Source organism: Microterricola gilva, assembly GCF_004217495.1.
Classification (GTDB): Bacteria; Actinomycetota; Actinomycetes; order Actinomycetales; family Microbacteriaceae; genus Microterricola; species Microterricola gilva.
The window spans coordinates 2,115,065-2,140,454 of the sequence record NZ_SHLC01000001.1 but is presented as its reverse complement, the minus strand read 5'-3'; the positions used below and the strand labels follow the sequence as shown (position 1 = coordinate 2,140,454).

26 protein-coding genes and 1 tRNA gene are annotated in these 25,390 nt (G+C 67.9%); 19 read left to right on the top strand and 8 right to left on the bottom strand.

The features are described 5' to 3' along the window. The first annotated feature begins 7 nt into the window (after positions 1–7). From EV379_RS17410 to der, 16 genes are all read left to right on the top strand, one after another. A complete protein-coding gene (locus EV379_RS17410; RefSeq protein WP_242616317.1) occupies positions 8–2,119 on the top strand; it encodes a primosomal protein in 2,112 nt (703 codons plus the stop codon). After that, on the top strand, positions 2,094–3,194 hold the full coding sequence (locus EV379_RS09960; RefSeq protein WP_130506007.1) for an HAD-IIA family hydrolase: 1,101 nt from the start codon (positions 2,094–2,096) through the stop codon (positions 3,192–3,194). The genes EV379_RS17410 and EV379_RS09960 overlap by 26 nt, the downstream gene beginning before the upstream one ends. Beyond that, positions 3,191–3,406 carry a hypothetical protein gene (locus tag EV379_RS09955; RefSeq protein ID WP_130506006.1) on the top strand — a complete coding sequence of 72 codons (216 nt, stop codon included), beginning with the start codon at positions 3,191–3,193 and terminating at the stop codon, positions 3,404–3,406. Before EV379_RS09960 ends, EV379_RS09955 begins: the two co-directional genes overlap by 4 nt. Next, positions 3,407–4,219 carry a TlyA family RNA methyltransferase gene (locus EV379_RS09950; protein WP_130506005.1) on the top strand — a complete coding sequence of 271 codons (813 nt, stop codon included), beginning with the start codon at positions 3,407–3,409 and terminating at the stop codon, positions 4,217–4,219. Positions 4,220–4,223: 4 nt separating this feature from the next. After that, positions 4,224–5,144, top strand: a complete 921-nt coding sequence (locus tag EV379_RS09945; protein WP_130506004.1) for an NAD kinase — start codon at positions 4,224–4,226, stop codon at positions 5,142–5,144. After that, on the top strand, positions 5,137–6,852 hold the full coding sequence (recN, locus tag EV379_RS09940; RefSeq protein ID WP_130506003.1) for a DNA repair protein RecN: 1,716 nt from the start codon (positions 5,137–5,139) through the stop codon (positions 6,850–6,852). The genes EV379_RS09945 and recN overlap by 8 nt, the downstream gene beginning before the upstream one ends. A gap of 14 nt (positions 6,853–6,866) precedes the next feature. Then, positions 6,867–8,558: a CTP synthase gene (locus tag EV379_RS09935; protein ID WP_130506002.1), complete on the top strand. Its 1,692-nt coding sequence runs from the start codon at positions 6,867–6,869 to the stop codon at positions 8,556–8,558. Positions 8,559–8,576: 18 nt separating this feature from the next. Beyond that, positions 8,577–9,275, top strand: a complete 699-nt coding sequence (locus EV379_RS09930; RefSeq protein ID WP_130506001.1) for an NUDIX domain-containing protein — start codon at positions 8,577–8,579, stop codon at positions 9,273–9,275. A 32-nt stretch (positions 9,276–9,307) separates the two neighbouring features. After that, entirely contained in the window at positions 9,308–10,249 is a 942-nt protein-coding gene (gene xerD / locus EV379_RS09925; RefSeq protein ID WP_130507397.1) for a site-specific tyrosine recombinase XerD, read from the top strand. Between the two features lie 180 nt (positions 10,250–10,429). Beyond that, entirely contained in the window at positions 10,430–11,284 is an 855-nt protein-coding gene (locus EV379_RS09920; protein WP_423203244.1) for a ParA family protein, read from the top strand. Beyond that, positions 11,268–12,107, top strand: coding sequence for a segregation and condensation protein A (locus tag EV379_RS09915; protein WP_242616316.1), 840 nt, complete (start codon positions 11,268–11,270; stop codon positions 12,105–12,107). The genes EV379_RS09920 and EV379_RS09915 overlap by 17 nt, the downstream gene beginning before the upstream one ends. Further along, entirely contained in the window at positions 12,100–12,717 is a 618-nt protein-coding gene (gene scpB, locus EV379_RS09910; RefSeq protein ID WP_207226227.1) for an SMC-Scp complex subunit ScpB, read from the top strand. Before EV379_RS09915 ends, scpB begins: the two co-directional genes overlap by 8 nt. After that, positions 12,704–13,549 (top strand): pseudouridine synthase, encoded by an 846-nt coding sequence (locus EV379_RS09905; protein ID WP_130505998.1) that lies wholly within the window; start codon positions 12,704–12,706, stop codon positions 13,547–13,549. Before scpB ends, EV379_RS09905 begins: the two co-directional genes overlap by 14 nt. After that, positions 13,549–14,667, top strand: a complete 1,119-nt coding sequence (locus tag EV379_RS09900; protein ID WP_130505997.1) for a prephenate dehydrogenase — start codon at positions 13,549–13,551, stop codon at positions 14,665–14,667. The genes EV379_RS09905 and EV379_RS09900 overlap by 1 nt, the downstream gene beginning before the upstream one ends. 3 nt (positions 14,668–14,670) lie before the next feature. Further along, complete coding sequence (gene cmk / locus EV379_RS09895) at positions 14,671–15,360, top strand: (d)CMP kinase (protein WP_130505996.1); 690 nt, start codon at positions 14,671–14,673, stop codon at positions 15,358–15,360. 77 nt (positions 15,361–15,437) lie between these two features. Further along, positions 15,438–16,946 (top strand): ribosome biogenesis GTPase Der, encoded by a 1,509-nt coding sequence (gene der, locus EV379_RS09890; RefSeq protein WP_130505995.1) that lies wholly within the window; start codon positions 15,438–15,440, stop codon positions 16,944–16,946. A gap of 176 nt (positions 16,947–17,122) precedes the next feature. Here the strand turns inward: der and crcB are convergent, their stop codons facing one another. The 5 genes from crcB to EV379_RS09865 all read right to left on the bottom strand — a co-directional run bounded on the left by crcB (position 17,123) and on the right by EV379_RS09865 (position 19,786). Then, complete coding sequence (crcB, locus tag EV379_RS09885) at positions 17,123–17,500, bottom strand: fluoride efflux transporter CrcB (RefSeq protein WP_130505994.1); 378 nt, start codon at positions 17,498–17,500, stop codon at positions 17,123–17,125. Continuing rightward, entirely contained in the window at positions 17,497–17,952 is a 456-nt protein-coding gene (locus tag EV379_RS09880) for a fluoride efflux transporter FluC (protein WP_207226226.1), read from the bottom strand. The genes crcB and EV379_RS09880 overlap by 4 nt, the downstream gene beginning before the upstream one ends. After that, positions 17,949–18,467 (bottom strand): universal stress protein, encoded by a 519-nt coding sequence (locus EV379_RS09875; RefSeq protein WP_130505993.1) that lies wholly within the window; start codon positions 18,465–18,467, stop codon positions 17,949–17,951. The genes EV379_RS09880 and EV379_RS09875 overlap by 4 nt, the downstream gene beginning before the upstream one ends. A 140-nt stretch (positions 18,468–18,607) precedes the next feature. Further along, positions 18,608–19,099 carry a hypothetical protein gene (locus tag EV379_RS09870; RefSeq protein ID WP_130505992.1) on the bottom strand — a complete coding sequence of 164 codons (492 nt, stop codon included), beginning with the start codon at positions 19,097–19,099 and terminating at the stop codon, positions 18,608–18,610. An 87-nt stretch (positions 19,100–19,186) separates the two neighbouring features. Next, positions 19,187–19,786: a GNAT family N-acetyltransferase gene (locus EV379_RS09865; protein ID WP_130505991.1), complete on the bottom strand. Its 600-nt coding sequence runs from the start codon at positions 19,784–19,786 to the stop codon at positions 19,187–19,189. A gap of 253 nt (positions 19,787–20,039) precedes the next feature. On the opposite strand from EV379_RS09865, the gene EV379_RS09860 reads away from it, so the two are divergent. Further along, positions 20,040–20,116 (top strand) — tRNA-Pro (locus EV379_RS09860). Positions 20,117–20,368: 252 nt separating this feature from the next. Here the strand turns inward: EV379_RS09860 and EV379_RS09855 are convergent. Beyond that, positions 20,369–21,073 carry a hypothetical protein gene (locus tag EV379_RS09855; protein WP_130505990.1) on the bottom strand — a complete coding sequence of 235 codons (705 nt, stop codon included), beginning with the start codon at positions 21,071–21,073 and terminating at the stop codon, positions 20,369–20,371. A 149-nt stretch (positions 21,074–21,222) separates the two neighbouring features. Here EV379_RS09855 and EV379_RS09850 point away from each other — a divergent pair, with 149 nt between their 5' ends. Then, positions 21,223–22,191: a hypothetical protein gene (locus EV379_RS09850; protein ID WP_130505989.1), complete on the top strand. Its 969-nt coding sequence runs from the start codon at positions 21,223–21,225 to the stop codon at positions 22,189–22,191. A 128-nt stretch (positions 22,192–22,319) separates the two neighbouring features. On the opposite strand, the gene EV379_RS09845 is transcribed toward EV379_RS09850, so the two are convergent. Beyond that, a complete protein-coding gene (locus tag EV379_RS09845; protein WP_130505988.1) occupies positions 22,320–23,183 on the bottom strand; it encodes an HIRAN domain-containing protein in 864 nt (287 codons plus the stop codon). 757 nt (positions 23,184–23,940) lie between these two features. After that, complete coding sequence (locus EV379_RS09840; RefSeq protein WP_165397342.1) at positions 23,941–24,402, bottom strand: SRPBCC domain-containing protein; 462 nt, start codon at positions 24,400–24,402, stop codon at positions 23,941–23,943. 324 nt (positions 24,403–24,726) lie between these two features. On the opposite strand from EV379_RS09840, the gene EV379_RS09835 reads away from it, so the two are divergent. Beyond that, the gene (locus EV379_RS09835; RefSeq protein ID WP_130505986.1) at positions 24,727–25,383 is read left to right on the top strand and encodes a histidine phosphatase family protein; all 657 of its coding nucleotides are present in this window, start codon (positions 24,727–24,729) and stop codon (positions 25,381–25,383) included. Positions 25,384–25,390 lie beyond the last annotated feature (7 nt).

Here is a 25,390-nt window from a genome sequence, read left to right as displayed (position 1 = left end):
ATGCACCGTGAGTGATTCTTCATCCCAGGGTCAAGGACCCGAGCGCGAGAAGCGTCCTTCGCGGGACACCCGAGGCAATGAGACACGAGGCGGTTCCGCGCGGTCGTCGCAGCGCGATGGTGCGTCGCACAAGCCGTGGGAGAAGCGCGATTCCGCGCCGAGCGGGGACCGTCGACAGGCCCGAGACGGCGGCGACCGTCGCCAGGCCAGCTCTGGCGACCGCAAGCCGTGGGAGAACCGTGGAGGCTCGTCCTCCGGTGGCCGTCCGGCCGGCTCCGGTGAGCGGAAGCCGTGGGAGAACCGCGACGGTGGAGACCGCCGTCCGCCGCGCGATGGTGAGCGCAAGCCCTGGGAGAACCGCGGAGGTTCGTCCTCCGGTGGCCGTCCGCCCCGCGATGGTGAGCGGAAGCCGTGGGAGAACCGCGATGGCGGAGACCGCCGTCCGGCGTCCGGGGACCGCAAGCCGTGGGAGAACCGTGACGGTGGAGACCGCCGCCCGCCGCGTGACGGTGAGCGCAAGCCCTGGGAGAACCGCGGAGGCTCGTCCTCCGGTGGCCGTCCGCCCCGCGATGGCGAGCGGAAGCCGTGGGAGAACCGCGACGGTGGAGACCGCCGTCCGGCGTCCGGGGACCGCAAGCCGTGGGAGAACCGTGACGGTGGAGACCGCCGCCCGCCGCGTGACGGTGAGCGCAAGCCCTGGGAGAACCGCGGAGGCTCGACCTCCGGCGACCGTCGCCCTGCCGGCTCAGGCGACCGCAAGCCGTGGGAGAACCGCGACGGTGGAGACCGCCGCCCGCCGCGCGACGGCGACCGTCGACCCCCGCGTGCCGGTGGCGACAAGCTGTGGACCCGCGATGGTGCTCCGGCCCGCAACGACCGTGAGGCCGAGCGCGAGGCACGTTACAACGAGGAGATGACCGAGGAGCAGCGCCGCCAGCACGAGCTGCGCATGGTGCGCCCGCGTCACGACGACCCGGAGCTCCCCGACGACGTCTCGAGTTCCGACCTCGACCGCCTTGCCCGCAATGAGCTGAAGACGCTCACCAAGGACAACGCCGAGTGGGTTGCCAAGCACCTCGCGATGGCGGCTCGTCTGATCGACGAAGACCCCGAACTGGCGCACCGTCACGTGACGTCGGCCGCGCGCCGTGCCGGACGTATCGCTATCGTGCGGGAGACGCTCGCCGTGACCGCATACGCGACCGGCGACTTCGCCCTTGCCCTCCGCGAGCTGCGCACCTACCGCCGGATCTCAGGCAAGAACGACCAGATCGCACTCATGGTGGACAGTGAGCGCGGCGTCGGGCGCCCCGACCGTGCACTTGAGCTCGGCCGCAGCATCGACCGCAGTACGCTGCCGGACTCTGTGCAGGCCGAACTGGCCATCGCGATGTCCGGTGCACGCCTCGACCTCGAGCAGCCCGAACTCGCACTCGTGGAGCTGGAGATCCCGCAGCTGAACCCGAACACGGCGTTCAGCTACAGCCCTCCGCTCTTCGCCGCATACGCCGAGGTGCTCGAGGAGCTCGGCCGTGCAGCCGACGCCGCCGAGTGGCGCGCCCGCGCCAACCGTGCAGCAGCAGCGCTGGGCGCAGCGTACGGCGAGGACGGCGACGAGACCATCTCGGTGTACGAGGAGGACTACGACTTCATCGACCTCGGTGACGAGAACTTCGCAGAGGGCAACGTGCTCGAGGGCAACGTGCTCGAGAACGACGACAGCAGCGACGTGGCGTCGGATGACGCCGCACCGGCCGCCGAGCCCGCGCCGGCCGACGCCACCGACGTGACTGACACCGTGGCTCCGGCCGAGGAGGCGCCGAAGAAGGCCGCGAAGGCCGTCAAGGTGCCCAAGGCAGAGAAGGCAGAGAAGGCAGAGAAGCCGGCCAAGTCTGCCAAAGCCGACAAGCCCGTGAAGGCCGCCAAGGCCGCCACCGCGGAGAAGCCGGCCAAGGCTGCGAAAGCTGTCAAGGTTGAGAAGGCCGAGAAGCCCGAGAAGCCCGCGAAAGCCGACAAGGCCGCCAAGGCCGAGAAGCCCGCCGCGGCGGTTCCGAAGAAGGCCGTGAAGAAGGCGAAGGCCGAGCTGGTGGACGATGGCGCTGTTCAGCCGGAAGCCTAAGCCGGTGGCATCCGCTACCCCTCTCGACGGCGTCGACGTGCTCCTCGCCGACCTCGACGGTGTCGTCTACGCCGGCCCGCACGCGATTCCGCACGCGGTGGAGAGCCTGAACCGGGCAAGCGGATCCGCGAGGGTCGGCTACATCACGAACAACGCCTCGCGTTCTGACCGCTCCGTCGCGGAGCACCTCAGCGAACTCGGTCTGACCGTGCAGCCGGACGACGTCGTGACCTCGCCGCAGGCGGCCATGCGTCTGCTCTCCGGGCTCATCGAGCCTGGCGCGTTGGTGCTCGTCATCGGCGGCGATGGGCTCATCGTCGAGGTGGAGAAGGCCGGATACCGCGTCACGCGCTCGGCCGACGATCTCCCGGATGCCGTCGTGCAGGGTTTCACCCCCGAGATCGGTTGGGCCCAGCTCGCCGAGGCCGCATTCGCGCTCGCGCCGACCGGTCCGGGGGCCGACATCCCCTGGGTGGCGACCAACACCGACTGGACGATCCCCGTCGCGCGCGGCATCGCACCGGGCAACGGCACGCTCGTCTCCGCCGTGCACACCGCCGTCGGGCGCCTGCCCCTCGTCGCCGGCAAGCCGGAGGTGCCGATCTTCGAGGTCGCCCAGGCGCGTTTCGGCGCGCACAAGGCGCTCTTCATCGGGGATCGCCTCGACACCGACATCCTCGGGGCGAACAGGGCAGGAATCGATTCCGTGCTCGTTCTCACCGGTATCGACAAGGCCAAGCAGGCACTGGCGGCCGGTGCCGACATGCGGCCGCGCTACCTGCTGAACGACCTCCGCCAGCTGCACGAACCGTACCCGGAGACCGTGCTCTCGGCCGATGGCAGCCAGGCGAGCGTCAATGGCGCCGTCGTGCGCCTCCGCGCCAACGACGTGCAGATCGTGAAGTCCGGCGACGGCGGGATCGACCTGCTCCGCGCGGCATGCGCCCTGATCTGGAACTCGGGCCGTGCGATCTACGGGCTCAACGTTCCGGAATCGCTGTACACGGATGCCGCTGCCACCGATGGGAGCGCCTCGGCGCCCGTGTCGGTCGTCGGCGGTAACGTGGCTGTGTGAGCACACACGACGAGCACTCGGGCGAGCACCACGCCGAACGACACGACGCGGCGAACGGAGCGGGCGCTTCAGCCGATGACGCCCTGCTCCCGCGCCTGCGTGTGATCGAAGACCAGCCGCTGGCGCAGCGTGCAGACGCCTATGTGCAGCTGCACGATGAGATGCGCGACCGACTCGAGGGCGGCGACGCCCCGCGAACGCAAGGCCACTAGATGACCGACCACAACGCAGGCATCCGTCTGGATGCCGCACTGGCCGAGCGCGGCCTCGCCCGTTCGCGCACCCACGCGGCGACGCTTGTCGCTGAGGGCCTCGTCACCGTGAACGGCAAGCCCATCATCAAGCCGGCCACCAAGGTCTTCCCCTCGCAGCGCATCGAGGTCGCCGGAGCCGACCACTACGTGAGTCGCGCCGCGCACAAGCTCATCGCGGCACTCGACGCGTTCCCCGTCACGATCGAGGGTGCCACCGTGCTCGACGCCGGAGCCTCGACCGGTGGATTCAGCCAGGTGCTGCTCGAACGCGGAGCGGCGCGGGTTCTGGCAGTCGACGTCGGCCACGGCCAGCTCGCAGCTGAGCTCGCGGAGGAGGAGCGACTGACCCTCGTCGAGGGCTACAACGTGCGCTACATGAACGCAGAGTCGCTCGCCGCCGCCAGCCGCTGGCCGGAGCGGCCGAGCGTCGTCGTCGCCGACCTGTCGTTCATCTCGCTGCTGACCGTGCTGCCCGCTTTCGTCGAGACGGCCGAGCAGGGAGCCGACTTCGTGCTGCTGATCAAGCCGCAGTTCGAGGTCGGGCGCACCGGCATCCGCGAGGGCGTCGTGAAAAACCCCGGTCTGCGCGCGGAAGCAGTCAACGGCGTGCTGTGGGCCGCCCACGATCTCGGGCTCCGCACGGCCGGCCTCGTGGCCTCGCCGATTGCAGGCGGATCGGGAAATCACGAGTATCTCGTCTGGTTGAGCGCCACAGAGGGCGCTGATCCGTCAGAATGGATCGACCGAGTAACAGCCACGACGGGAGCATGACGTTATGACGCCAGTGCAGCGCCCCATCCTCGTCGTCGCGCACACTGGGCGCCGTGACGCGCTCGAGGCAGCCGTGGCCACCTGTGCGCAGCTGCGTGCGGCCGGCGCGACGCCCGTGATTCCAGCGGATCAGGGTGACGATCTGCGCGACTTCTTCCCCGACCACGGTGGCTCACTGCTGCTGCTCGGCGTCGATGTGCAGCCACAAGACCTCGAACTCGTGGTCGTGCTCGGCGGCGACGGCACCATCCTGCGCGCGGCGGAGCTCGTGCGCGGTGCATCGGCACCGCTGCTCGGTGTGAACCTCGGGCACGTCGGCTTCCTCGCCGAGAGCGAGCGCGACAACCTCAGTGAGGCGATCAACCGCGGCCTGCAACGCGACTACCTCGTCGAGGAGCGGATGACGCTCTCCGTGCGCGTCAAGGTCGACGAGACCGTCATCTACGAGACGTGGGCGCTCAACGAGGCCACCGTCGAGAAGGCGAGCCGCGAACGCATGCTCGAGGTCGTCATCGAGGTCGACGGCCGGCCGCTCTCCACCTTCGGCTGCGACGGCGTCGTCATGTCGACCCCGACCGGGTCGACGGCGTACGCCTTCTCGGCCGGCGGTCCGATCGTCTGGCCGACGCTCGACGCCATGCTCCTCGTGCCGCTCAGCGCGCACGCCCTCTTCGCACGCCCCCTCGTCGTCGGCCCGGACTCCTCCCTGGCCGTCGAGGTGCTCGCGCGCACCGACGCCTCCGGCGTGCTCTGGTGCGACGGCCGCCGCGCCCACGATCTGCCGCCAGGTGCACGCGTCGTCGTGCGCCGCAGCCCGGTTCCCGTGCGTCTGGCACGCCTGCACCAGGCGCCGTTCACCGACCGCCTCGTCAACAAGTTCGAACTGCCGGTCACCGGCTGGCGGGGGCCGATCGGCCGTGATTGAAGAACTGACGATTCGTGACCTCGGCGTGATCGCCGAGGCGACCCTGCCGCTCAGCCCCGGCTTCACCGCTGTCACCGGCGAGACCGGCGCAGGCAAGACCATGGTGGTCTCCGCGCTGGGCCTGCTGCTCGGCGAACGGGCGGATGCCGGCGCAGTACGCCAGGGGCAGCCACAGAGTTGGGTAGAGGGCCGTTGGCTCGTTCCGGAGACCGGCGCCGTCGCCGAGCGCGTGCGGGAGGCCGGGGGAGACCTCGACGGCCCCGAACTGCTGCTCGGCCGCTCGGTGTCTGCCGAGGGACGCAGCCGGGCGATCGTCGGTGGGCGTTCGGCGCCGGCCGCCGTGCTCGCCGAGCTCGCCGACCACCTCGTCGTCGTGCACGGGCAGTCGGAGCAGATGCGCTTGCGCTCGTCCACCGCCCAGCGAGAGGCGCTCGACCGCTTCGCCGGCCCGGACTTCGCCGCCATGCTCGCGGACTACGGCCACGCCTACCGCCGCTGGCAGGCCAACTGCGAGCAGCTCGACCAGCTCCTGACCGAGCGTGACCGGCGCGCCCGCGAGGCCGATGACCTGCGCGCGGCCCTCGCCGAGATCGAGACGGTCGCCCCGCTGCCAGGCGAAGACGTCGAGCTGGCCGAACGCGCGGAACGCCTCAGCAACCTCGAGGAGCTGCGTCAGGCCGCCACGATCGCCCGTGAGCACCTCTCAGCAGAGAACGAGAGCGGCAGCGACGACGCGCCGGACGCGGTCGCCCTTCTGAACGCGGCCAGGCGCGCCGTCGAGCGCGTCGCCGCGCACGATGCGGCGCTCGGCCCGATCGCCGAGTCGATCGCGAACATCGAATTCCTGCTGGCGGATGCCGCAGGCGAACTCTCCAGCTACCTGGCCGGCCTCGACTCCGATGGCGCCAGGGAGCTCGAGCTCGTGCAGGAACGGCGTGCGGAGCTCGCCGTGATCGTGCGCAAGTACGGCAGCTCCCTCGACGAGGTGATCGAGGCGCTCGAACTCGGCAGCAACCGGCTGTTCGAGCTCGACGGCGACGCCGAGCGCATCGCAGAGCTCGAGACCGAGGTCTCGGCCGACAGCGATCTGCTGCAGCGGCTGGCATCCGACCTCAGTTCGCGCCGCGAGAGCGCCGCGGAACAGCTCGGCCGCGAAGTCACCACCGAGCTCGGGGCGCTGGCCATGCCGGACGCCGCCCTCGTGGTGGAGGTGAGCCGGCGCGACGCGCTCGGCTCCAGCGGCGGCGACGCCGTCTCGATCCTGCTGAAGCCACACTCCGGCGCCGAGCCCCGCCCGCTCGGGCGCGGAGCCTCAGGCGGCGAACTCTCGCGGGTGATGCTCGCCATCGAGGTCGTCGTGGCCGGAACCGACCCGGTGCCGACCTTCGTCTTCGACGAGGTGGATGCCGGCATCGGCGGAGCGGCCGCCATCGAGATCGGGCGACGACTCGCCCGGCTGGCGGAATCCGCCCAAGTCATCGTCGTCACACATTTGGCCCAGGTCGCCGCCTTCGCCGAGAACCATTTGCGCGTCGTCAAAGACGGCTCTGGCTCGGTCACGGCGAGCAGCGTTCAGCTGCTGCAAGGCCAGGAACGGGAGGCCGAAATGGCCCGCCTGCTCTCTGGACTGCCCGACTCGGAGAGCGGTCTCGCTCACGCCAGAGAACTCATTGAACTCGCCCAGGCTGCACAGCCTGCAAAGCACTGATAGGATGGAAGCCCGTGGTGGATATTAGCGCGGACAACTCGAACGGCACGACTCGGCACATCTTTGTGACCGGTGGTGTCGTTTCTTCTTTGGGCAAGGGCCTCACGGCCGCGAGCCTGGGCAACCTTCTGACGGCGCGCGGTTTGCGCGTCGTGATGCAGAAGCTTGACCCCTATCTCAACGTGGACCCGGGCACGATGAACCCGTTCCAGCACGGCGAGGTCTTCGTGACCGACGACGGGGCTGAGACCGACTTGGACATCGGTCACTACGAGCGATTCCTGGACATCAACCTGAGCCAGGCCGCCAACGTGACGACCGGTCAGATCTACTCGACCGTGATCGCCAAGGAGCGTCGCGGTGAGTACCTCGGTGACACCGTGCAGGTCATCCCGCACATCACCGACGAGATCAAGCGCCGCATGCGCCTGCAGGCCAGCGAAGAGCCGAAGCCCGACGTGATCATCACCGAGGTCGGCGGCACGGTCGGTGACATCGAGTCGCAGCCGTTCCTCGAGGCGGCACGTCAGGTGCGCCATGAGCTCGGCCGCAAGAACGTGTTCTTCGTGCACGTCTCCCTGGTGCCGTTCATGGGCGCCTCCGGCGAGCAGAAGACCAAGCCGACGCAGCACTCCGTCGCGACGCTGCGCTCGATCGGTATCCAGCCGGACGCCCTCGTGCTCCGCAGCGACCGCCCGGTGACCGAGAGCAACAAGCGCAAGATCGCGCTGATGTGTGACGTCGAAGAGGAGGCCGTGATCAACACGCCTGACCTCCGCAGCGTCTACGACATCCCGACCGTTCTGCACGCGCAGGGCCTCGACGCCTACATCATCGAGCAGCTCGGCCTGAAGAAGGCCGGCGACGTGAACTGGGACGGCTGGCAGACGGTGCTCGACGCCGTGCACGAGCCCAAGCACGAGGTGACGATCGGTCTGGTCGGCAAGTACATCGACCTTCCGGATGCCTACCTCTCGGTGACCGAGGCGCTGCGCGCCGGCGGTTTTGCCCAGCAGACCAAGGTCAACATCAACTGGATCCCCTCCGATGAGTGCGAGACCGAGGAGGGCGCAGCCCGCAACCTCGCCGAACTCGACGCCATCTGCGTGCCGGGCGGCTTCGGCGTGCGCGGCATCGAGGGCAAGCTCGGCGCGCTGAAGTTCGCGCGTGAGAACGGCATCCCGACCCTCGGCCTCTGCCTCGGCCTGCAGTGCATGGTCATCGAGTACGCCCGCAACAAGGCGGACCTCGTCGGCGCGTCGTCGACGGAGTTCGACCCGGAGACCGCGTTCCCCGTGATCGCGACGATGGAGGAGCAGGTCGAGATCATCGCCGGGGGAGACCTGGGCGGCACGATGCGCCTCGGCCTCTACCAGGCGGCCCTCGCCGAGGACTCGCTCGTTGCGGAGCTCTACGGCTCGACGCTCATCACCGAGCGCCACCGTCACCGCTACGAGGTGAACAATGGCTACCGTGAGCAGATCGCGGCGGCCGGCCTCTCGTTCTCCGGAACCTCGCCCGACCGCCAGCTCGTCGAGTTCGTCGAGCTGCCGCGCGACCAGCACCCGTTCTACGTGGCCACCCAGGCGCACCCCGAGCTGCGCTCGCGCCCGAACAACGCTCACCCGCTGTTCCGCGGCCTCGTCTCCGCGGCGCTCGACCGCCAGCAGGCCAGCCGCCTGTTCGAGGTCAAGGACGCCGAGTAGGGCGAGGGCGCTCAGCGCATGACGAACAACGATGAGCACCGCGAACCGCCTGCCGGCTCGGCAGCGGCCGCTTCGCCACTGGCCGCGTCGCCATTGGCCGACACGCCGCAGGCGGTCGCGGTGCTCTCGTCCAACACGGTCTTCACCGGCCGAGTCTGGGATGTGCGCCGTGAGCGCTTCGAGTACAACGGTGCGGTCATCGAGCGTGACTTCGTCGACCACACCGGTGCCGTCGCCGTGCTCGCGATCGACGAGACCGAGCGGGTGCTGCTGATCAAGCAGTACCGGCATCCGGTGCGCGCGCGGGAGTGGGAGATCCCGGCCGGGCTGCTCGATGTGCGCGGAGAGAGCCCGCTCCTCGCCGCGCAGCGCGAGCTGGCCGAGGAGGCCGACCTCAAGGCGAGCGAGTGGAGCGTGCTCAGCGAGTTCTACACCTCGCCGGGCGGCAGCGACGAGGCGATCCGGATCTACCTCGCCCGCGGCCTGAGCGCCACCGCCGAGCCGTTCCCGCGCAGCGACGAGGAAGCAGACATCGAGCTGCGCTGGGTCTCGCTGGATGAGGCCGTCGACGCCGTGATGGCCAGGGAACTGCAGAACCCGTCGCTCGTTGTCGGCGTGCTCGCGGCCACGGTGGCCAGGTCCCGCGGATGGCAGGGTCTGGAGGCCGGCGACGTGATCTGGCCGCGGCATCCGAAGAGTGAGGCGTTCGGGGCGTGACGGCCGAGCCGGAACCGGCGACGACCGCCGCGATTGCGGTTCCCCACACGGGCCATGAGGCCCCGTCGAGCGCCGTCGAGCGCGCGGTGCACAACTATCTGCGCCACGTCACCGTCGAACGCGGCCTCTCGGCCAACACCGTCGCGGCCTACCGTCGCGACCTCGCGCTCTACGCGCACTGGCTGGCCGAGGAGGGCATCACCGACCCCGCCGCCGTCACGAGCAACCACGTGAGCGACTTCGTGCGCCACCTCGGCACGCGCGAGGAGGAGCCGCTGAAGGCCTCCTCGATCGCCAGGGTTCTCTCCTCCGTGCGGGGCTGGCACCGTTTCCTGCTCGATGAGGGCACGACAGAGACGGATGCCGCGCACGAGACGAAACCGCCCAAGCTCGGCAGCCGGCTGCCCAAGGCCATCACGATCGAACAGGTCGAGGCGCTGCTGGACGCGACACGCGGCGACGAGGTGCAGCAGCTGCGCGACCACGCGCTGCTCGAGCTGCTCTACGCGACCGGTGCGCGCGTCTCCGAGGCGGTCGACCTCAACGTCGACGACGTGATCGACCGCGAGGTGGTGCGGCTGCTCGGCAAGGGCGGCAAGCAGCGCATCGTGCCCGTCGGCAGCTTCGCCAGGGCGGCCATCGACGCCTACCTGGTGCGGGCCAGGCCCGTGCTCTCGCGGCGCGGAACCGCCACCCCGGCACTCTTCCTCGGCCTGCGCGGTCAACGCGTGTCGCGCCAGAACGCCTGGCTCATCATCCGGGCCGCAGCCGCCCGCGCCGGGCTCGACGTCGAGGTGTCTCCGCACACGCTGCGCCACTCCTTCGCGACCCATCTGCTGGCCGGAGGCGCCGATGTGCGCGTCGTACAGGAGCTGCTCGGCCACTCCTCGGTCGCGACCACCCAGATCTACACATTGGTCACAGCCGATACACTCCGCGATATGTACACGAGTGCCCACCCTCGCGCTCGCTAGAATCGAACACGTGCTCCCGGCTCTTCCGGTGGCACCGTCGGCCCACGATTCACTGGGCACGATGTTGATGGGCAATGTTTGATGGGCGCGAGCCCAGACCAGGAGATCAGCGTGGCGAGTATGCGAGACAACTCGGCGGAACTTCCCCTCGCTGAACTTTCCGCCCTGGGCCGCACTCCGGTGACTGAAGGCGCTGGCACCCTCGGCCCGACCAACCGCCCGCAGACCGACTTCCCCGTCCCGGTCCCGCTCAAGGGACACGGTCCCGCCAGGGTCATCGCCCTGTGCAACCAGAAGGGTGGCGTCGGCAAGACCACGACGACGATCAGCCTCGGAGCCGCCCTCGCCGAGTACGGCCGCCGCGTGCTCGCCATCGACTTCGACCCGCAGGGCGCCCTGTCGGCCGGCCTCGGCGTGCAGACGCACGATGTGCCAACGATCTACGACCTGCTGCTCTCGCGCTCCGTCGACCCGCGTGATGCCATCCAGAAGACCAAGGTGCCGGGGCTCGACGTGATCCCGGCCAACATCGACCTCTCGGCCGCCGAGGTGCACCTCGTCAACGAGGTCGCCCGCGAGCAGATCCTCGCCAGCGTGCTGCGCAAGGTCAGCGACGACTACGACGTCGTGCTGATCGACTGCCAGCCATCGCTCGGCCTGCTGACCGTCAACGCCCTCACCGCCAGCCACGGCGTGCTCATTCCCCTCGAGTGCGAGTTCTTCGCGCTCCGCGGCGTCGCACTGCTGATCGAGACCATCGACAAGGTGCGCGACCGGTTGAACCCGGCCATCGAGCTCGACGGCATCCTGGCCACCATGTACGACTCGCGCACCCTGCACTCGCGCGAGGTACTCGAGCGCGTCGTCGACGCCTTCGGAGACAAGGTGCTCGAGACGGTGATCGGCCGCACCGTGAAGTTCCCGGATGCCAGTGTCGCCGGTGCCCCCATCACCCAGTTTGCGCCGGAGCACGCGGCAGCGCGCGCCTACCGGCAGCTCGCCCGAGAGCTGGTCAGTCGTGGCGCAGTCGCCTAGCGCGGCCGCGCCCGCTCAGCCAACCGACGCCGGTTTCAGCGTCGCCCTCAGCAACTTCTCCGGCCCATTCGACCTGCTGCTCAGCCTCATCTCGAAGCACGAGCTGGACATCACGGAGGTCTCGCTCAGCCGGGTGACCGACGAGTTCATCGCCTACCTGCGCGGCCTCGACTCCGAGAAGGAGCTCGACCAGGCCAGCGAGTTCCTCGTCGTCGCCGCCACCCTGCTCGACCTCAAGGTTGCAGGGCTGCTGCCGCAGGGCGAACTCGTCGACGCCGAGGACGTGGCCCTGCTCGAGGCGCGCGACCTGCTCTTCGCCCGGCTGCTGCAGTACCGCGCCTTCAAGGAGGCCTCCGCCTGGTTCGCGTCGCACCTCGAACACGAGTCCACCAGGCACGCCCGCACGGTGCGGCTCGAGGAGAAGTACCGCCAGCAGACCCCAGAGCTCGTCTGGACGCTCTCCGCAAGCGACTTCGCGGCGATCGCAACGCTCGCGTTCACGCCGCGCGACATCCCCGTCGTCGGCCTCGAGCACCTGCACGCCCCGCTGGTGAGCATCCGGGAGCAGGCCGCCCACATCGTCGCGGTGCTGCGCGGGGGAGAGCCGACCAGCTTCCGCCAGCTGGTCAGCGGCCTCGACCACGATTCCGGCAGTCAGAAGGGCATCGTCATCGCCCGCTTCCTGGCTGTGCTCGAGCTCTACCGGCACGCGGCGATCGCCTTCGAGCAGCTGGAGCCGCTCGGAGAGCTCACGCTGCGCTGGACGGCGGAGTCCTGGACCGATGACAGCCTCGCCAACCTCGGAGCCGATTACGATGAGTGAAACTGAGACCGTGCCAGCAACGGAGACCGTGCCTGCACGTGACGTCGACATCGAGCGGGCCCTCGAGGCCATCCTGCTCGTCGCCGACGAACCGCAGGGCCTCGTGCACCTCGCCACGGCGCTCGGCCGCCCCGTCGCCGAGACCGAGGCGGCCGTCGCCCGACTCGTCAACGACTACGACGGGCTCGACGCGGACGGGCAGCCTGCCGGCATCCGTCGCGGCTTCGAACTGCGCGAGGTCGGCGGCGGCTGGCGCTTCTACGTGCGTGCGGAGTACGACACCGTCGTCGCCGACTTCGTCGTCACCCAGAATCCGAGCAAGCTCTCCCAGGCCGCGCTGGAGACCCTCGCGGTGATCGCGTACAAGCAACCCATCAGCCGCGGCGCCATCGCCTCCATCCGGGCCGTGAACGTCGACTCCGTCGTGCGCACGCTGCTCGGCCGCGGACTCATCACCGAAGCTTTCACCGACGCCGAAACCGGCGCCATCAACTACGCCACGACCGATCTGCTCCTGACGCAGCTCGGCGTGAACTCCCTCGACGAACTGCCGCCGATTTCTCCTCTGCTCGAGGACGGCGCGGAAGGATTCAGCCATGACCTACGATGACGATTTCCCCCCTCTGACCCCGGATGCCGGGCCTGACGGCGTTCGCCTGCAGAAGCTCCTCGCCGCGGCCGGCATCGCCTCCCGCCGCGTCATCGAGCAGTACATCGTCGAGGGCCGCATCGCCGTCAACGGCGTGACGGTGACCGAACTCGGCACCCGCGTGAACCCGGAGACCGACCTCGTGTCGGTGAACGGCCTCGGCGTGCAGCTGGACGCGACCAAGCGCTACATCATGCTGAACAAGCCGACCGGCGTCGTGTCCTCCATGAACGACGAGCAGGGCCGCCCCGACCTCAGCTACTTCACCAAGGACTTCTCCGAGCGCCTCTTCAACGTCGGCCGCCTCGACGCGGAGACGAGCGGTCTGCTCATCCTCACCAACGACGGCGACCTCGCCCACACCCTCGCGCACCCGTCCTTCGGCGTGACGAAGACCTACGTCGCCAAGGTCCGCGGCCGGATGACGGCGCAGACCGTCGCGCTGCTGCAGCGCGGGATCGAGCTCGACGACGGCCCGATCAAGGCAGACAAGGCCCGCATCCTCTCCGACCCGGCCGGATCTCAGACGCACAGTGTCGTCGAGATCACCCTGCACTCCGGGCGCAACCGCATCGTCCGCCGCATGCTGGCCGAGGTCGGCCACCCCGTCGTCGACCTCGTGCGCCGCCAGTTCGGCCCGCTCAGCCTCGGCACGCTGCCGATCGGGCAGATGCGCGAACTCACCAAGGCCGAGCTCGGTCAGGTGCTCACCATCTCGCGCGACGGCGCGGAGGCGCAGCAGAGCCACGCCGTGCGCAGCGCGGACAAGAGCCCCAAGCGGAAGGGACTCTGATGGCGGCAGAACCCAGCGCGCAGGGCACGACACCGGAGCTGGAGAGCCGCCTGAGCGGCCCGGTCCGCATCGTCGGCGTCGGCCTGCTCGGCACCAGCATCGGCCTCGGCCTCCGTGCCCGCGGCATCGAGGTGGTCCTCGCGGACGCCTCACCGACGGTCGTCAGCATCTCCTCCGACCTCGGCGCCGGGCGCCCGGCGGCATCCGGAGACCGGCCCCAGCTGATCGTCGTGGCCGTTCCCCCCGACGTCACGGCCGAGATCGTGGCGCGCGAACTCGCCGACTTCCCCGACGCGATCGTCACCGACGTCGCCAGCGTGAAGTTGCAGATCCTGCAGACCCTGCGCGAGCGCGGTGCCGACATCTCGCGCTACATCGGCTCCCACCCGATGGCCGGCCGGGAACGCGGCGGCCCCCTCTCCGGGCGTGCCGACCTCTTCGTCGGTCGCCCGTGGGTCGTCGCGGCGCACGACGCCATCTCGTACAAGCGGGCCAGCGCGATCGACGACCTGATCCTCGATCTCGGCGCGACGCTCGTCGAGATGAGCCCGGAGGAGCACGACCGCGGGGTCGCGCTGATCTCGCACGTTCCCCAGGTCGTCTCGAGCCTGCTGGCCCGACGCCTCGTCGACGCCCCGAGCGCCGCCGTGAACCTCGCAGGGCAGGGCGTGCGCGACGTCACGAGGCTCGCCGCGAGCGACGCCGAACTCTGGGTGCAGATCCTCGGCGCCAACGCCGCGCCCGTGCGCGAGATCCTCGCCGCGTACCGTGAGGACCTCGACCGCTTCATCGAAGCCCTCGGCGACGTCGACGCACCGGGCGCGCGCCGCCGGGTGGCCGAGGAGATCGCCGGTGGCAACACCGGCGTCGCCCGTCTGCCGGGCAAGCACGGCATCGACAAGCGCTTCGCCACCATGATCGTGATGGTCGACGACAAGCCGGGCCAGCTGGCCAGACTCTTCAACGAGATCGGCGAGATCGGGGTCAACCTCGAAGACGTGCGCCTCGAGCACTCGCCGGGCGTGCAGGTCGGCCTCGCCGAGATCTCCATCGTTCCCGAGGCTGTCGAACGCCTCACCACCGAGCTGGTCGCCCGCGGCTGGCGGATTGCAGGCTGAAGTATGACAGAGACCACCCCGACCCCCGTCCTCGTGGCGATCGATGGCCCGGCCGGCAGCGGCAAGTCCAGCGTGAGCAAGGCCGTCGCCTCCCGGCTCGGCTACGGCTTCCTCGACACCGGCGCCGCCTACCGCGCGCTGGCCTGGCTCGTGCTCGAGAACGGCATCGACCAGAACGATGCGGATGCCGTCATCCGGATTCTCGCTGATTTCGACTACGAGATCGGCACCGACCCGGCCGAGTACCACGTGCGCGTTGGCGCGAACGACGTCACGGACGCGATCCGCGAACCCAGGGTGAGCGCGGCCGTCAGCGCGATCGCCCGCGTTCCCGAGGTGCGCAGCCACCTCGTCGAGCTATTCCGGAGCATCGCCGCCGGCGTCGACAAGCCGGGCATCGTGGTCGAAGGGCGCGACATCACGACCGTCGTCGCACCCGATGCGCCCGTGCGCATCCTACTCACAGCATCCGAAGAGGCTAGAATGGCCAGACGGTCTGCCGAGCTGCAGGATGACGCCGCCGCAACCGCGGGAGCCGAGCTCAAGAAGCGCGACCAGGCCGATTCGCGCGTGGTCGACTTTCTGAATGCTGCAGAGGGCGTGACCACGGTCGATTCGACCGAACTGAACTTTGCCGAAACCGTCGATGCCGTCATCGCGGTGATCGCCGCCACCGACACCACTGCTGATTGATCAGCTACGCAAAAACCGCTGATTGAGGCGAGCTTGAACCGAGCTTGTCGAAGTGACATCAGCACGAGGAGACATTCATGACTGATATCGACACCGACGAGTTCGACGCGAACGACGACCTCGCTGAGCGGATGAACACGCTCGACGAGGACCTCGCGGTCCAGCGCGCGCACTCGCTGCGCGCCGGCCTCGCCGACTACGAGCTCGAAGACGAAGACTTCGACGTCCTCGACGCGGCGACCGAAGACCCCAACGCCATCACCTACCTGCCCGCGCTGCCGGTGATCGCCGTCGTCGGCCGCCCCAACGTGGGCAAGTCGGCGCTGATCAACCGCATCCTCGGCCGCCGCGAGGCCGTCGTCGAAGACACTCCAGGCGTCACGCGTGACCGCGTCTCGTACAAGGGCGAGTGGAACGATCGCCGCTTCACGCTCGTCGACACCGGCGGCTGGGAGCCCGACGCCAAGGGCATCGACGCCTCCGTCGCCGCCCAGGCCGAGGTCGCCATCGACCTCTGCGACGTCGTGCTCTTCGTCGTCGACTCCAAGGTCGGCGCCACGTCGACCGACGAGCAGGTCGTGCGCATGCTCCGCAAGAGCGGCAAGCCCGTCTTCCTCCTCGCCAACAAGGTGGACGACTCCCGCCAGGAGCCGGACGCTGCGGCGCTCTGGAGCCTCGGCCTCGGCGAGCCGTACCCCGTCTCGGCCCTGCACGGCCGCGGCGTCGCCGACATGCTCGACGAGGTCCTCAAGAAGCTCCCGCTGATCTCGGCTGTCGCCAAGGAGGAGGTCGGCGGTCCCCGCCGCGTCGCGATCCTCGGCCGGCCGAACGTCGGCAAGTCCAGCCTCCTGAACAAGGCGGCCGGCGAAGAGCGGGTCGTCGTCAACGAGCTCGCCGGAACCACCCGCGACCCGGTCGACGAGCAGATCGAGCTCGGCGGCAAGATCTGGCGGTTCGTCGACACCGCCGGCATCCGCCGTCGTGTGCACCTGTCACAGGGCGCCGACTTCTACGCGTCGCTCCGCACCAGCACGGCCCTCGAGAAGGCCGAGGTCGCCATCGTCGTCCTCGACGTGAGCGAGAAGCTCAGCGAGCAGGACGTGCGCATCATCGACCTCGTGCTGGAGTCCGGCCGCGCACTCGTGCTGGCCTTCAACAAGTGGGACCTGCTTGACGATGACCGTCGCCGCTACCTCGAGCGCGAGATCGAGCAGGACCTGGCCCACGTGGCGTGGGCCCCGCGCGTGAACATCTCCGCCCGCACCGGCCGCCACCTCGAGAAGCTCGTTCCCGCGCTGGAACTCGCCCTCGAGTCGTGGGACACCCGCATCGCGACCGGCAAGTTCAACGCCTTCCTGGCCGAGCTCACCGCCGCGCACCCGCACCCCGTGCGCGGAGGCAAGCAGCCGCGCATCCTGTTCGGTACCCAGGTCTCCAGCCGTCCGCCGACATTCGTGCTGTTCACGACCGGATTCCTCGACCCGGGCTACCGTCGCTACATCCAGCGCCGCCTGCGCGAGATCTACGGTTTCGCCGGAACGCCGATCTTCGTCAACATGCGCGTGCGCGAGAAGCGCGCCCGCTAGGCGCTCGACCGAGAGACGCTCCCGCACCGCGTCCGGCCCTTCGGCCAGGCGCGGTGCGTCGTTAACCGGCGCGCCGCCCGGCGTGCTGATCGGGCACGACCTCACTCTTCCGCTGGTCGAGGAGCGAGGAACGAGCGTATTGGGACCCCGCGGGCACCCTCGGCAGCGCCCGCTGCCTACACCGAACTCCCGATCCACAGCCCGAGCGCGGCGGCCGCCACGCAGAGCGCGAGCATGAGCAGCCCGCTGAGCAGGGAGGCGCCGTAGCGGCCCTGGCGGATCAGCTGCACGGTCTCGTAGCTCGCCGTGCTGAAGGTGGTGTAGCCGCCGAGGAATCCGGCACCGAGGATGACGCCCAGCTGCTCAGGCAGCAGGTGCACGGCGGTGAGGCCCGTCAGCACGCCGAGCACGAGCGACCCGGACACGTTGATCACCGTCGTCGCCCACGGGAAGGCCGTCCTCAGCCGGGTGCGGATGGCCCCGTCCAGGACGAAGCGCGCCGCGGCCCCGACTCCGCCGGCCAGGGCGAGCAGTGCGAACAGCAGGGGAGTCACGACGTCGCTCCCTGCTGTGCCGACGTCTGCGGCATCCGGGTGGCGATGGCATGGCCGATGGCGATGCCGCCCCAGGTGGCGCAGGCGCCGAGCACGACGGTGCCCAGTGCGTACGCTGCGGCCGTCGCGAGCTCCCCATCGCCCAGCAGCAGAGCGGTGTCGACGGCGAGGGCGCTGTACGTCGTGAAGCCGCCGCAGAAGCCGGTGCCCAGAAGCAGGCGGAGGCTGCGGGCGGTGGAGCGGGTGGGATCGGCACGGGTGAGCGCCTCATAGAGCAAGCCGAGCAGGAAGGCGCCGAACAGATTGACGATCGCGATGGCCAACGGGAGGGCGCCGAGCGTCGGGACGATGAGCGTGAGCACCTCGCGGGCGGCGACGCCGACGGTGCCGCCGAGCGCGACCAGCGCGATGGCCGCCCAGCGCAGGTGCGGCGGCCGGATGCCGGGCGTCACTCGAGCGGCCGGGAGAGCGCTGCGTCTCCGCCGGAGTGGGTGGGGATGACGACGACGGGGCGCGACTGGCGCCGGGTGAGGGCCAGCGCGACCGAGCCGGTGAAGAAGTCCTGAATGTTACCGCCGAGGGTGTGCGCGTGGCCGCCGACGATGATCATCGACGCGTCGACGGTGTCGGCGAGGTGGGCGAGGGCCGTCGGCACATCGCCGGCGAGGGCCAGCGTGCGCCAGGGGATCTCGCTGCCGTCGAGCAGCTCAGCCAGCCCGGCGGCGATGCGGGCGTCGAACGCGGCGTCGTGCTCGTCGGCGAAGTCGGGGTCGAGCGGGGCCGTCAGTACCGAGCCGTCGGGGGATTCCGCCGTGGCGAAGCGCCCGGGGTTCACGTGTGCGCAGACGAGCTCCGTGCCGAAGCGGGCCGCGAACTCCGCGGCTTGTTCCACGACCTGCGGCGGCTGGCCAGCGGAGACGCCGACCACCACCGGGTGAGGCTGCTGGGGTTGTGCGTGCGTGCCCATGCACTGACCATACTCCCGCGGCAATCGCGGCGCCGACAGCGCCGCGAAATGACTCTGGCGCCGAACGGCGAGGCCGATCGGCGCCAGAGCGCGGGTCACAGGGCTGGGCAGCGCCGTGCGGCGCTGTGCTGTGACGGGTGTCAGGAAGCGGGCGTGGCCGGCTTCTTGTCGGCGGCCGGGGCCTCGTCGGCGGCATCCGCCACGACGATGACCTCGTCCTCGACCTCGACGACCTCAACCGGCTCGTCGGTGGCCTGGGTTGCAGTGGCCTCGGCGGCGGCGCCCTCGACCGGGGTGGTCGTGCTGTGCACGATCTCGGTCTCGTCGAACTCGTCGAAGTCGTCGACCATGAGGGCAGCCTGGGCCTGGGCGAGCGCGAAGTTGTGCGCGTGCACGGCGAGGGCCAGCAGCAGGCCAAGCACGCCGACGCCGATGAGCGTCGTGCCGAGCGTGGCGCTGGACTGGCCGGCGAGCATGGCGTGCACGTCCTGCGAGCCGGCGGCGTAGAGCTCGGCCTGCGCGTTGATCGCGTTCGTCATGATGAGGTAGCCGACCGCGGCGGCGGCAAGCGAAGCCACCCAGAGCAGGATGACGGGAAAGTTGGTGGCGCGGGGTGCAGCGGTGCTGGACATGATTTCCTTGGGTTCGGGGTGCCGGAGCGGTCGATTGACACTACCGGCGATTGCTATGAACGAGCTATGAGCTGGCGGGGCGTTGTCTCACTCTCTGATTCGCAGCTGCACCACCGAGCGGTCTGGGCTCGGCCGCGCCACCTCGGCAAAGCCGGCCGCGAGGAACAGCGAGGATGTGCCGTGGTAGAGGTCGGCGGCGCTGGTCTTGCCGCGCACGGCCACGTCGACCGGGTAGCCCTCGATCACGCGGGCGCCGAGCGCGCGCGCCTGCTCGACGGCGCCGCGCAACAATGAGCCGCCGATGCCGCTGCGGCGGTGCCCCACCCGCACGACGAAGCAGGTGACGGCCCACACCCCGTCATCCGCTGGGTCTTCCGGGCTGCCGCCGCCGACCACACGGCTCCGCGCCAGCCGGCTGTAGTTCGGGCGGGGCTCCACGGCGCACCAGCCCACCGCCTCGCCGTCACGGTAGGCGATGACGCCGGGCGGGGGAGCCGCGGCGCGCACCTGCTGCTCGAGCAGTGCCTTGCACTCGGCGGGCTCCGCGTCGGTCCACTCGGCGTTGGACAGCTTGAAGTACTGGCACCAACAACCCGCCGGGTCACCACGCGTGCCGAACACCCGCTCGACGTCGCCCCAGGGCGCGTCGGAGACGGACACGATGCTCACCTGGCCGAGTTCGCTCATGAGAAAACACTAGGTCGCGACACCGACCTGGCGCTACGGGTGCCCCGATCTCGCCGTTGATCCGGGCTTTGCCGCCGGGGCTCTGCACCGCGGTCGCGCGGTTCTTGGCGCGGCGGCATCCGGAACGGGGGCGGAACACGCCCGGCGGATTCAAAGTGGCAAGCGAGGCCCGAAGTTCGCGCTATTATTGACAAGTTGTCTTCGGGCGAAGCGCCAGCTGAGGTTACTCACGCTGGTGGCCAACCAGAGACTACGGGCTGTAGCGCAGCTTGGTAGCGCACCTGACTGGGGGTCAGGGGGTCGCAGGTTCAAATCCTGTCAGCCCGACCAAAAGGGCCGTTCTCGAAACTCTTCGCAGAACTGCCCACAAAGAATCGCTCCGGATGAGAATCCGGAGCGATTTCTTGTTTCCCGAGCCTTTTCCTTGAAGACGGGGCGCGAACTGGGCGCCTCGGCGTTCGAAACGTCGACGTTCGGCGCTCGCTAACGACTTTCGGGCGCACCGAAGTCCTCGGTGCGCCCGAGGTGATTGGCGATCGTCATCGTGCAGTATCGCGTGCTGCCACATGTCGTTCCCAAGGTTCAGCCCCTTCGGCTCGCGGTGATCTGGGATGCCACGTCTTCGGCCGATGTGTGGTCTGTCCCGATGAGGACATGCCCCTGTGGTCGGATCGATTCGTCATGGGCCTCGACGACTGCAGCGGCGACGCTTGCGCTCATGGCGTTCCTGTCAAGCCCAAACCGGTGATCCCCCGCTAGGGGAGGCCCGCCTCCCACGCCCCGAGCTTGATGGCGTGATTCGATGGTCGGGTCAGACGCGTCAAGCCAGAAGACTCTTGCCGGGTGAGCGATCTCGACGAGGAAACGACTAGTCGCGGGATCGGCGGTTATCACGACATGCTCGACCCCGTGTCTCGCCATGACGGCAGCGATCGCGGAGGCGTTGCGCGCCTTCATCGGCGCAATGTCCGTCGAACGCGAGTCAGCGCCGATGAATCCGACTTGATGACAATCGACATATCCAACCCGCTCACCGCCCCACATGCCCTGCAAGAAGGTCAAGAACCCCACTGTCGACAGACCAACACCGCCCGCACCTGTGATCACGGTCACCGCCACATCAATGGAAGGATGCGTCGTGCGCTCTGGACCGGGGATCTTGCCCGCGGACTCCACCACGGCTTCAACCCGCGCCAACAAGATTCCGACAACCGCGGCAGGCGTCAACTCGGTCGTATCGACCGTCACATCCACCCACTCGCGATTGAAGCTCTGCGCGTACTCCACCGAGCTGTCTGCGAGCTCGATGTTCCATCGCCGGCCAACCACGCGCGCAATTTCTCAACAACTTTCAGCACCTTTTCGAGTTCGCAGATCGCCACGTTCTCCTGACGTTCCCGTCCTACCCGGCCCAATTTGGCGTGATGGAGCGAGTGATGGGCCTCACCGGCAATACCGAGTACAAGGTCGGCGTCGCATTTCGAAACGTGGACGCGAGGTCACTGCTTCAGACGCAGATGTACTTGCTCTTCCTGAAATCGCAAGATGTAGAGCTGGAGAAGGTGATCGCCTGGTTCTTCGGGACTTATCTCGTCGAGGAGTTTGGAATGTCGAACTTCTCCTTCGTTCCGTCTGACACTGGTACGTCCTACCTCCAGAGAGTTCGGCACCTTTTCGCGGAGATGGAAAGCGTTGCGAACCAGTTCGGCCTGTTTGTCGAGAATGGTGAACTTGATCGAGAGCTGCTCACCATGGGGTCGGATCAGGTCCGATACAAGGTGATACCGAGCCTGCTCGACGGCAAGTATCTCTACGCCTCAGAGAGCAATGAGATTGCCGGCATCCTCCATCTTCTTTTCTCTGACCAATCGAGGTTGAACTACATCGACGAGCGCCTCCGCGATGAGAATCTGGTTGGGCTCCTCCTGAACAACCCCGTCGCCTACTCGGACTTCCGCGACGACCAGAAGGCTAGCGTCGACCATCTGGTTGGCATCGGAGTTCTCGAGAACACTGGACAGCGCGTCCAATTCGCGGACGTAGAGCAAATGCTCATTCTGTCGGCGTTGTTCAATACTCAAGCGGCGAACTATTTTCACCTCTCCAATGCGGGGCGCGTAGCCGCGGATGGCATGGTCGCGAGAGGCTGGGTGACGCGTAGCTCCACGTTGATGACCGACGCCGAAGCGGACTACTTCAACTACTTTCTGAACAAGGCGGGATTTAGCAACGGGCCGAACTTGCGCAACAGGTACCTACACGGCTCGCAAGCCCACGCAGACAGCGATGAAGTGCATTTCAATACCTATCTCATCGCGGTGCGCCTGATCGTGGCGCTGATTATTAAGATGAACGACGACCTCTCCCTTTCGGCGATCGAGGGTTCGAGTTCGAAGGACTCCTGAAGCAGAATTTTCTGAGGTGGGTGGGAATGGCCCCGATGCGGGTCGCGAATCGCCTCCATGACGGTAACCATGCGGCCGGCGGTGAAACGGTGATCACTCGCCGGAATGACCGGCAGCGTATGGGCGCTTCAGTGCATTTGATTCGGCCCCGTGACAGGGCTGTAAAAATACTGTTCGGCGTTCGAACGATACTTTGAGATGGGCAAATAGAGGGTCACCTGTATCCCTCGATTCGGATCGCGCTCAACGATGCCAATCGCATAGGGTGTGAAGCCCCGACCCAATGCGTGTCTCACCGCACTCATGTATTCGGCCGACTTCCCGACGGTCAGCCGTCCCACTTGATTCTCTCCGTCATAAGCTGCGATTGCAGGCGCACCGATGTTCCTCCCCGTGGGGACGCTTCCAAGGTCGAGTCGGAACGTGTGTTCCACGCTCTTCCGACGGCCAATCAACGCCTTGAGTGCTGGCTGGAAATCTTCCTCGCCGGTCACAACAGTCTCCCGCTCGGCGATGAGGACTAGTCCATCATCAACGGGTGCTTTGCGGGGTAGCGCCCACTCCGGCCCGTTCAGGCGTAGGTAGAGTCGCCAGCCAGCGTCACCTTTCCATGCACGGGCTTTGGCGACTCCGATTACACCGTCCTCGGCGAGAGGGCGGAGCAGCTTGTGGTACTCGCGGGCCTCTCCTCGGCGGAGATATCCCGCCTTGAGTTGCTGGCCATTGACTATGACATCGACACGAACCGCGTACTTGTCATGGGGGTTCGCTGGCTCAGGAACAAGTGCGACGTTGAGCCTGTCGCCGCGTCGAGCTGCGACAGCTTGAACTATGTTCTCCTGGTAGAGGCTGGATCCGACTATGTCGACGTCTTCGCTGATGCCGTACAGATCGAAATACCGTTTGGCGGAAGGGGGCTGCTTTGCACAAGCGCAACTGTAGAGCATCGCAATTGGCCCGCTGGTGGGAAGAATAGATTGAACGTGACTCACGAATGACTCCGGGGTGAAATGCGACGCCCATCTCCGGCGTCGGTCCAAATCTAGTAGGGCATTGACAATGCATTCGCTGACGAGCGTGCCGTGTTCGCCGCTCTGGACACCGAGCCGGGCGGCGTGGTGGCACGTCGAAGGAGCGGCGTCCTCCTGCAGCCGCGGGCTCCTGCAGGCGGTCAACCAGCGCCATCGCCCAGCACTGCTCGTCAGCGTCAGTCACGCAGGAAGTCGTCCGTCTGCCTTCGTCGGGGTGGGCTGGCCCTCGAATCGGGCGGAACGCAGGACGATCATGAACGGACTGTCATCGGTTTCTGACTCTGGCCTGCGGTGGCCTGTCGCCGTTGTAGGTGCTTTCTGTGCGCTGAGCAGATCCTCGACAAATGTGGAGGAAAAGGGAGCTCGACGCGGAGGAAAACCCATCTCATGGTGGCTTGCGATCCGCACCCTGACGGGTTTCGCAAACAGCCCACCAAAAAGTCCCGGAAACTCAAGGGTTCTTACGACTAAGAAATTGATCCACTCACCGAGAACTCACCGGTTTCACCTCTCCGGCACTGCTTCGGCCGGATGGCTCTCGGACACGGCGCTGATGCAGCCGGTCGCTTGCGATCGCAGGGGCAAGGCGTACACACATTCCCGCATGAACGAACACGAGATTCTGCGGTCTACCTCTTCGGCCGTCTCGTCGGCCGCTCCCAGGAGCGGGCCGAACGAGGTTGGCCAAATCGGCGAGCGGCTCCTCCGTGCTGGTGAACTACTGGGTGGAACCCTCGAAGAGGAGCACGAGCTCGTCGAGTTCGACGTCCCAGCCCTCTCGGTTCTGATCAAGACGTTCGCGGCGGTAGCGGGTGCCGCCGGGGAGCGTGTCGAAGCCCGATTCGATCACCGTGACATCTGTCCCGGTGTCGGCATCGGAGAGGGTGAAGCGCACATGCGTCGAGTACTCGTTGAGCTCCTCGGCGGGGATTCCCGACCAACGGAAGCCGAACGAGTCGTCGGGCACCACTTCGGTGATCTCGATCGGGAATCTGCCGTAGCCATCCCAATCGATGCTGCCGGTAGCACCGGGCTCGAGCGCGGTGAACCCCACATGGTCTCCGAACCACTTGACCATCACCGCGGGGTCGGTCAGCGCCTCCCAGACGCGCGCGCGAGAGGCCTCGATGCGCACGGTGCGGGTCACGATGTGGCCTTTGACTCTTGCGTGATCAGACACGGTGTTTCCTTCTCGTTCGAGCTGAGCGCGACGGGACATTGCCCGCCGAACGGCACGTGAAATGCACTGCGCCTCAATGAGCGTACCCGTCATTGCTACTCGCGTTCGGGCGAGAGAACCCGTGAACGCGAGTAGCAACGCATCAGCGGTCGGCCCGCGGGATGTCGGAGCCTAACCGGACCGATTGGCCGACTAAACGCACGTACCCGCGGCAAGAACCAGCCATCCCCATGGGAGATGTGTGGCAGCGGCCCAATCTTGTTCTCCTTGGAAGCGGGCGATCTCTCTCGGTTGGGATCCGGGGAGCGATACTACTGTTGCCGTATGTCCGTAATCGATCCGCTGCCCAACCATCCCGCTCCGGACAACCCGACAGGGAAGCTTGTTCTCTTGCGCCACGGTGAGACGCAGTGGTCGAAGGATGGAAAACACACAGGGCTCACGGACGTCCCGCTCACTGCCCGGGGAGAGGACCTTGCCCGCGGCGCGGGCCGGCTCGTGGCCGGATACGATTTCTCGCTCGTGCTGACGTCGCCCCTGCTGCGTGCGCGGCAAACGGCTGAGCTCGCGGGCCTGGATGCCGAGGTCGACCCGTTTCTCGTAGAGTGGGACTACGGCGGGTACGAGGGCCGGACAACGCGTGATATCCGCAGCGAGCTCGGTTACAACTGGAGCGCGTTCACCCACGGCGTGATTCGTGGTGACACGCCCGGCGAGACAGTCGAGGAGGTCGCTGCCCGCGCGTCGCGAGTGCTCACGCGTGTGCTGCCCGCGATGGAGGAGGGAGATGTCGCCCTGGTCGCACACGGCCATTTCCTGCGTATTTTGACAGCCGTGTACCTGAGATTGGCCCCTCGATTCGGTGCTCAGATCACCCTGGACGCCGGATCGGTCTCCGTGCTCAGCTACTACCGCGAGCAGCCGGCCATCTTGTCCTGGAACTACGGACCCGAACTGCCAATGGTGGCCTCAGAGAGCTAGGGCCCAG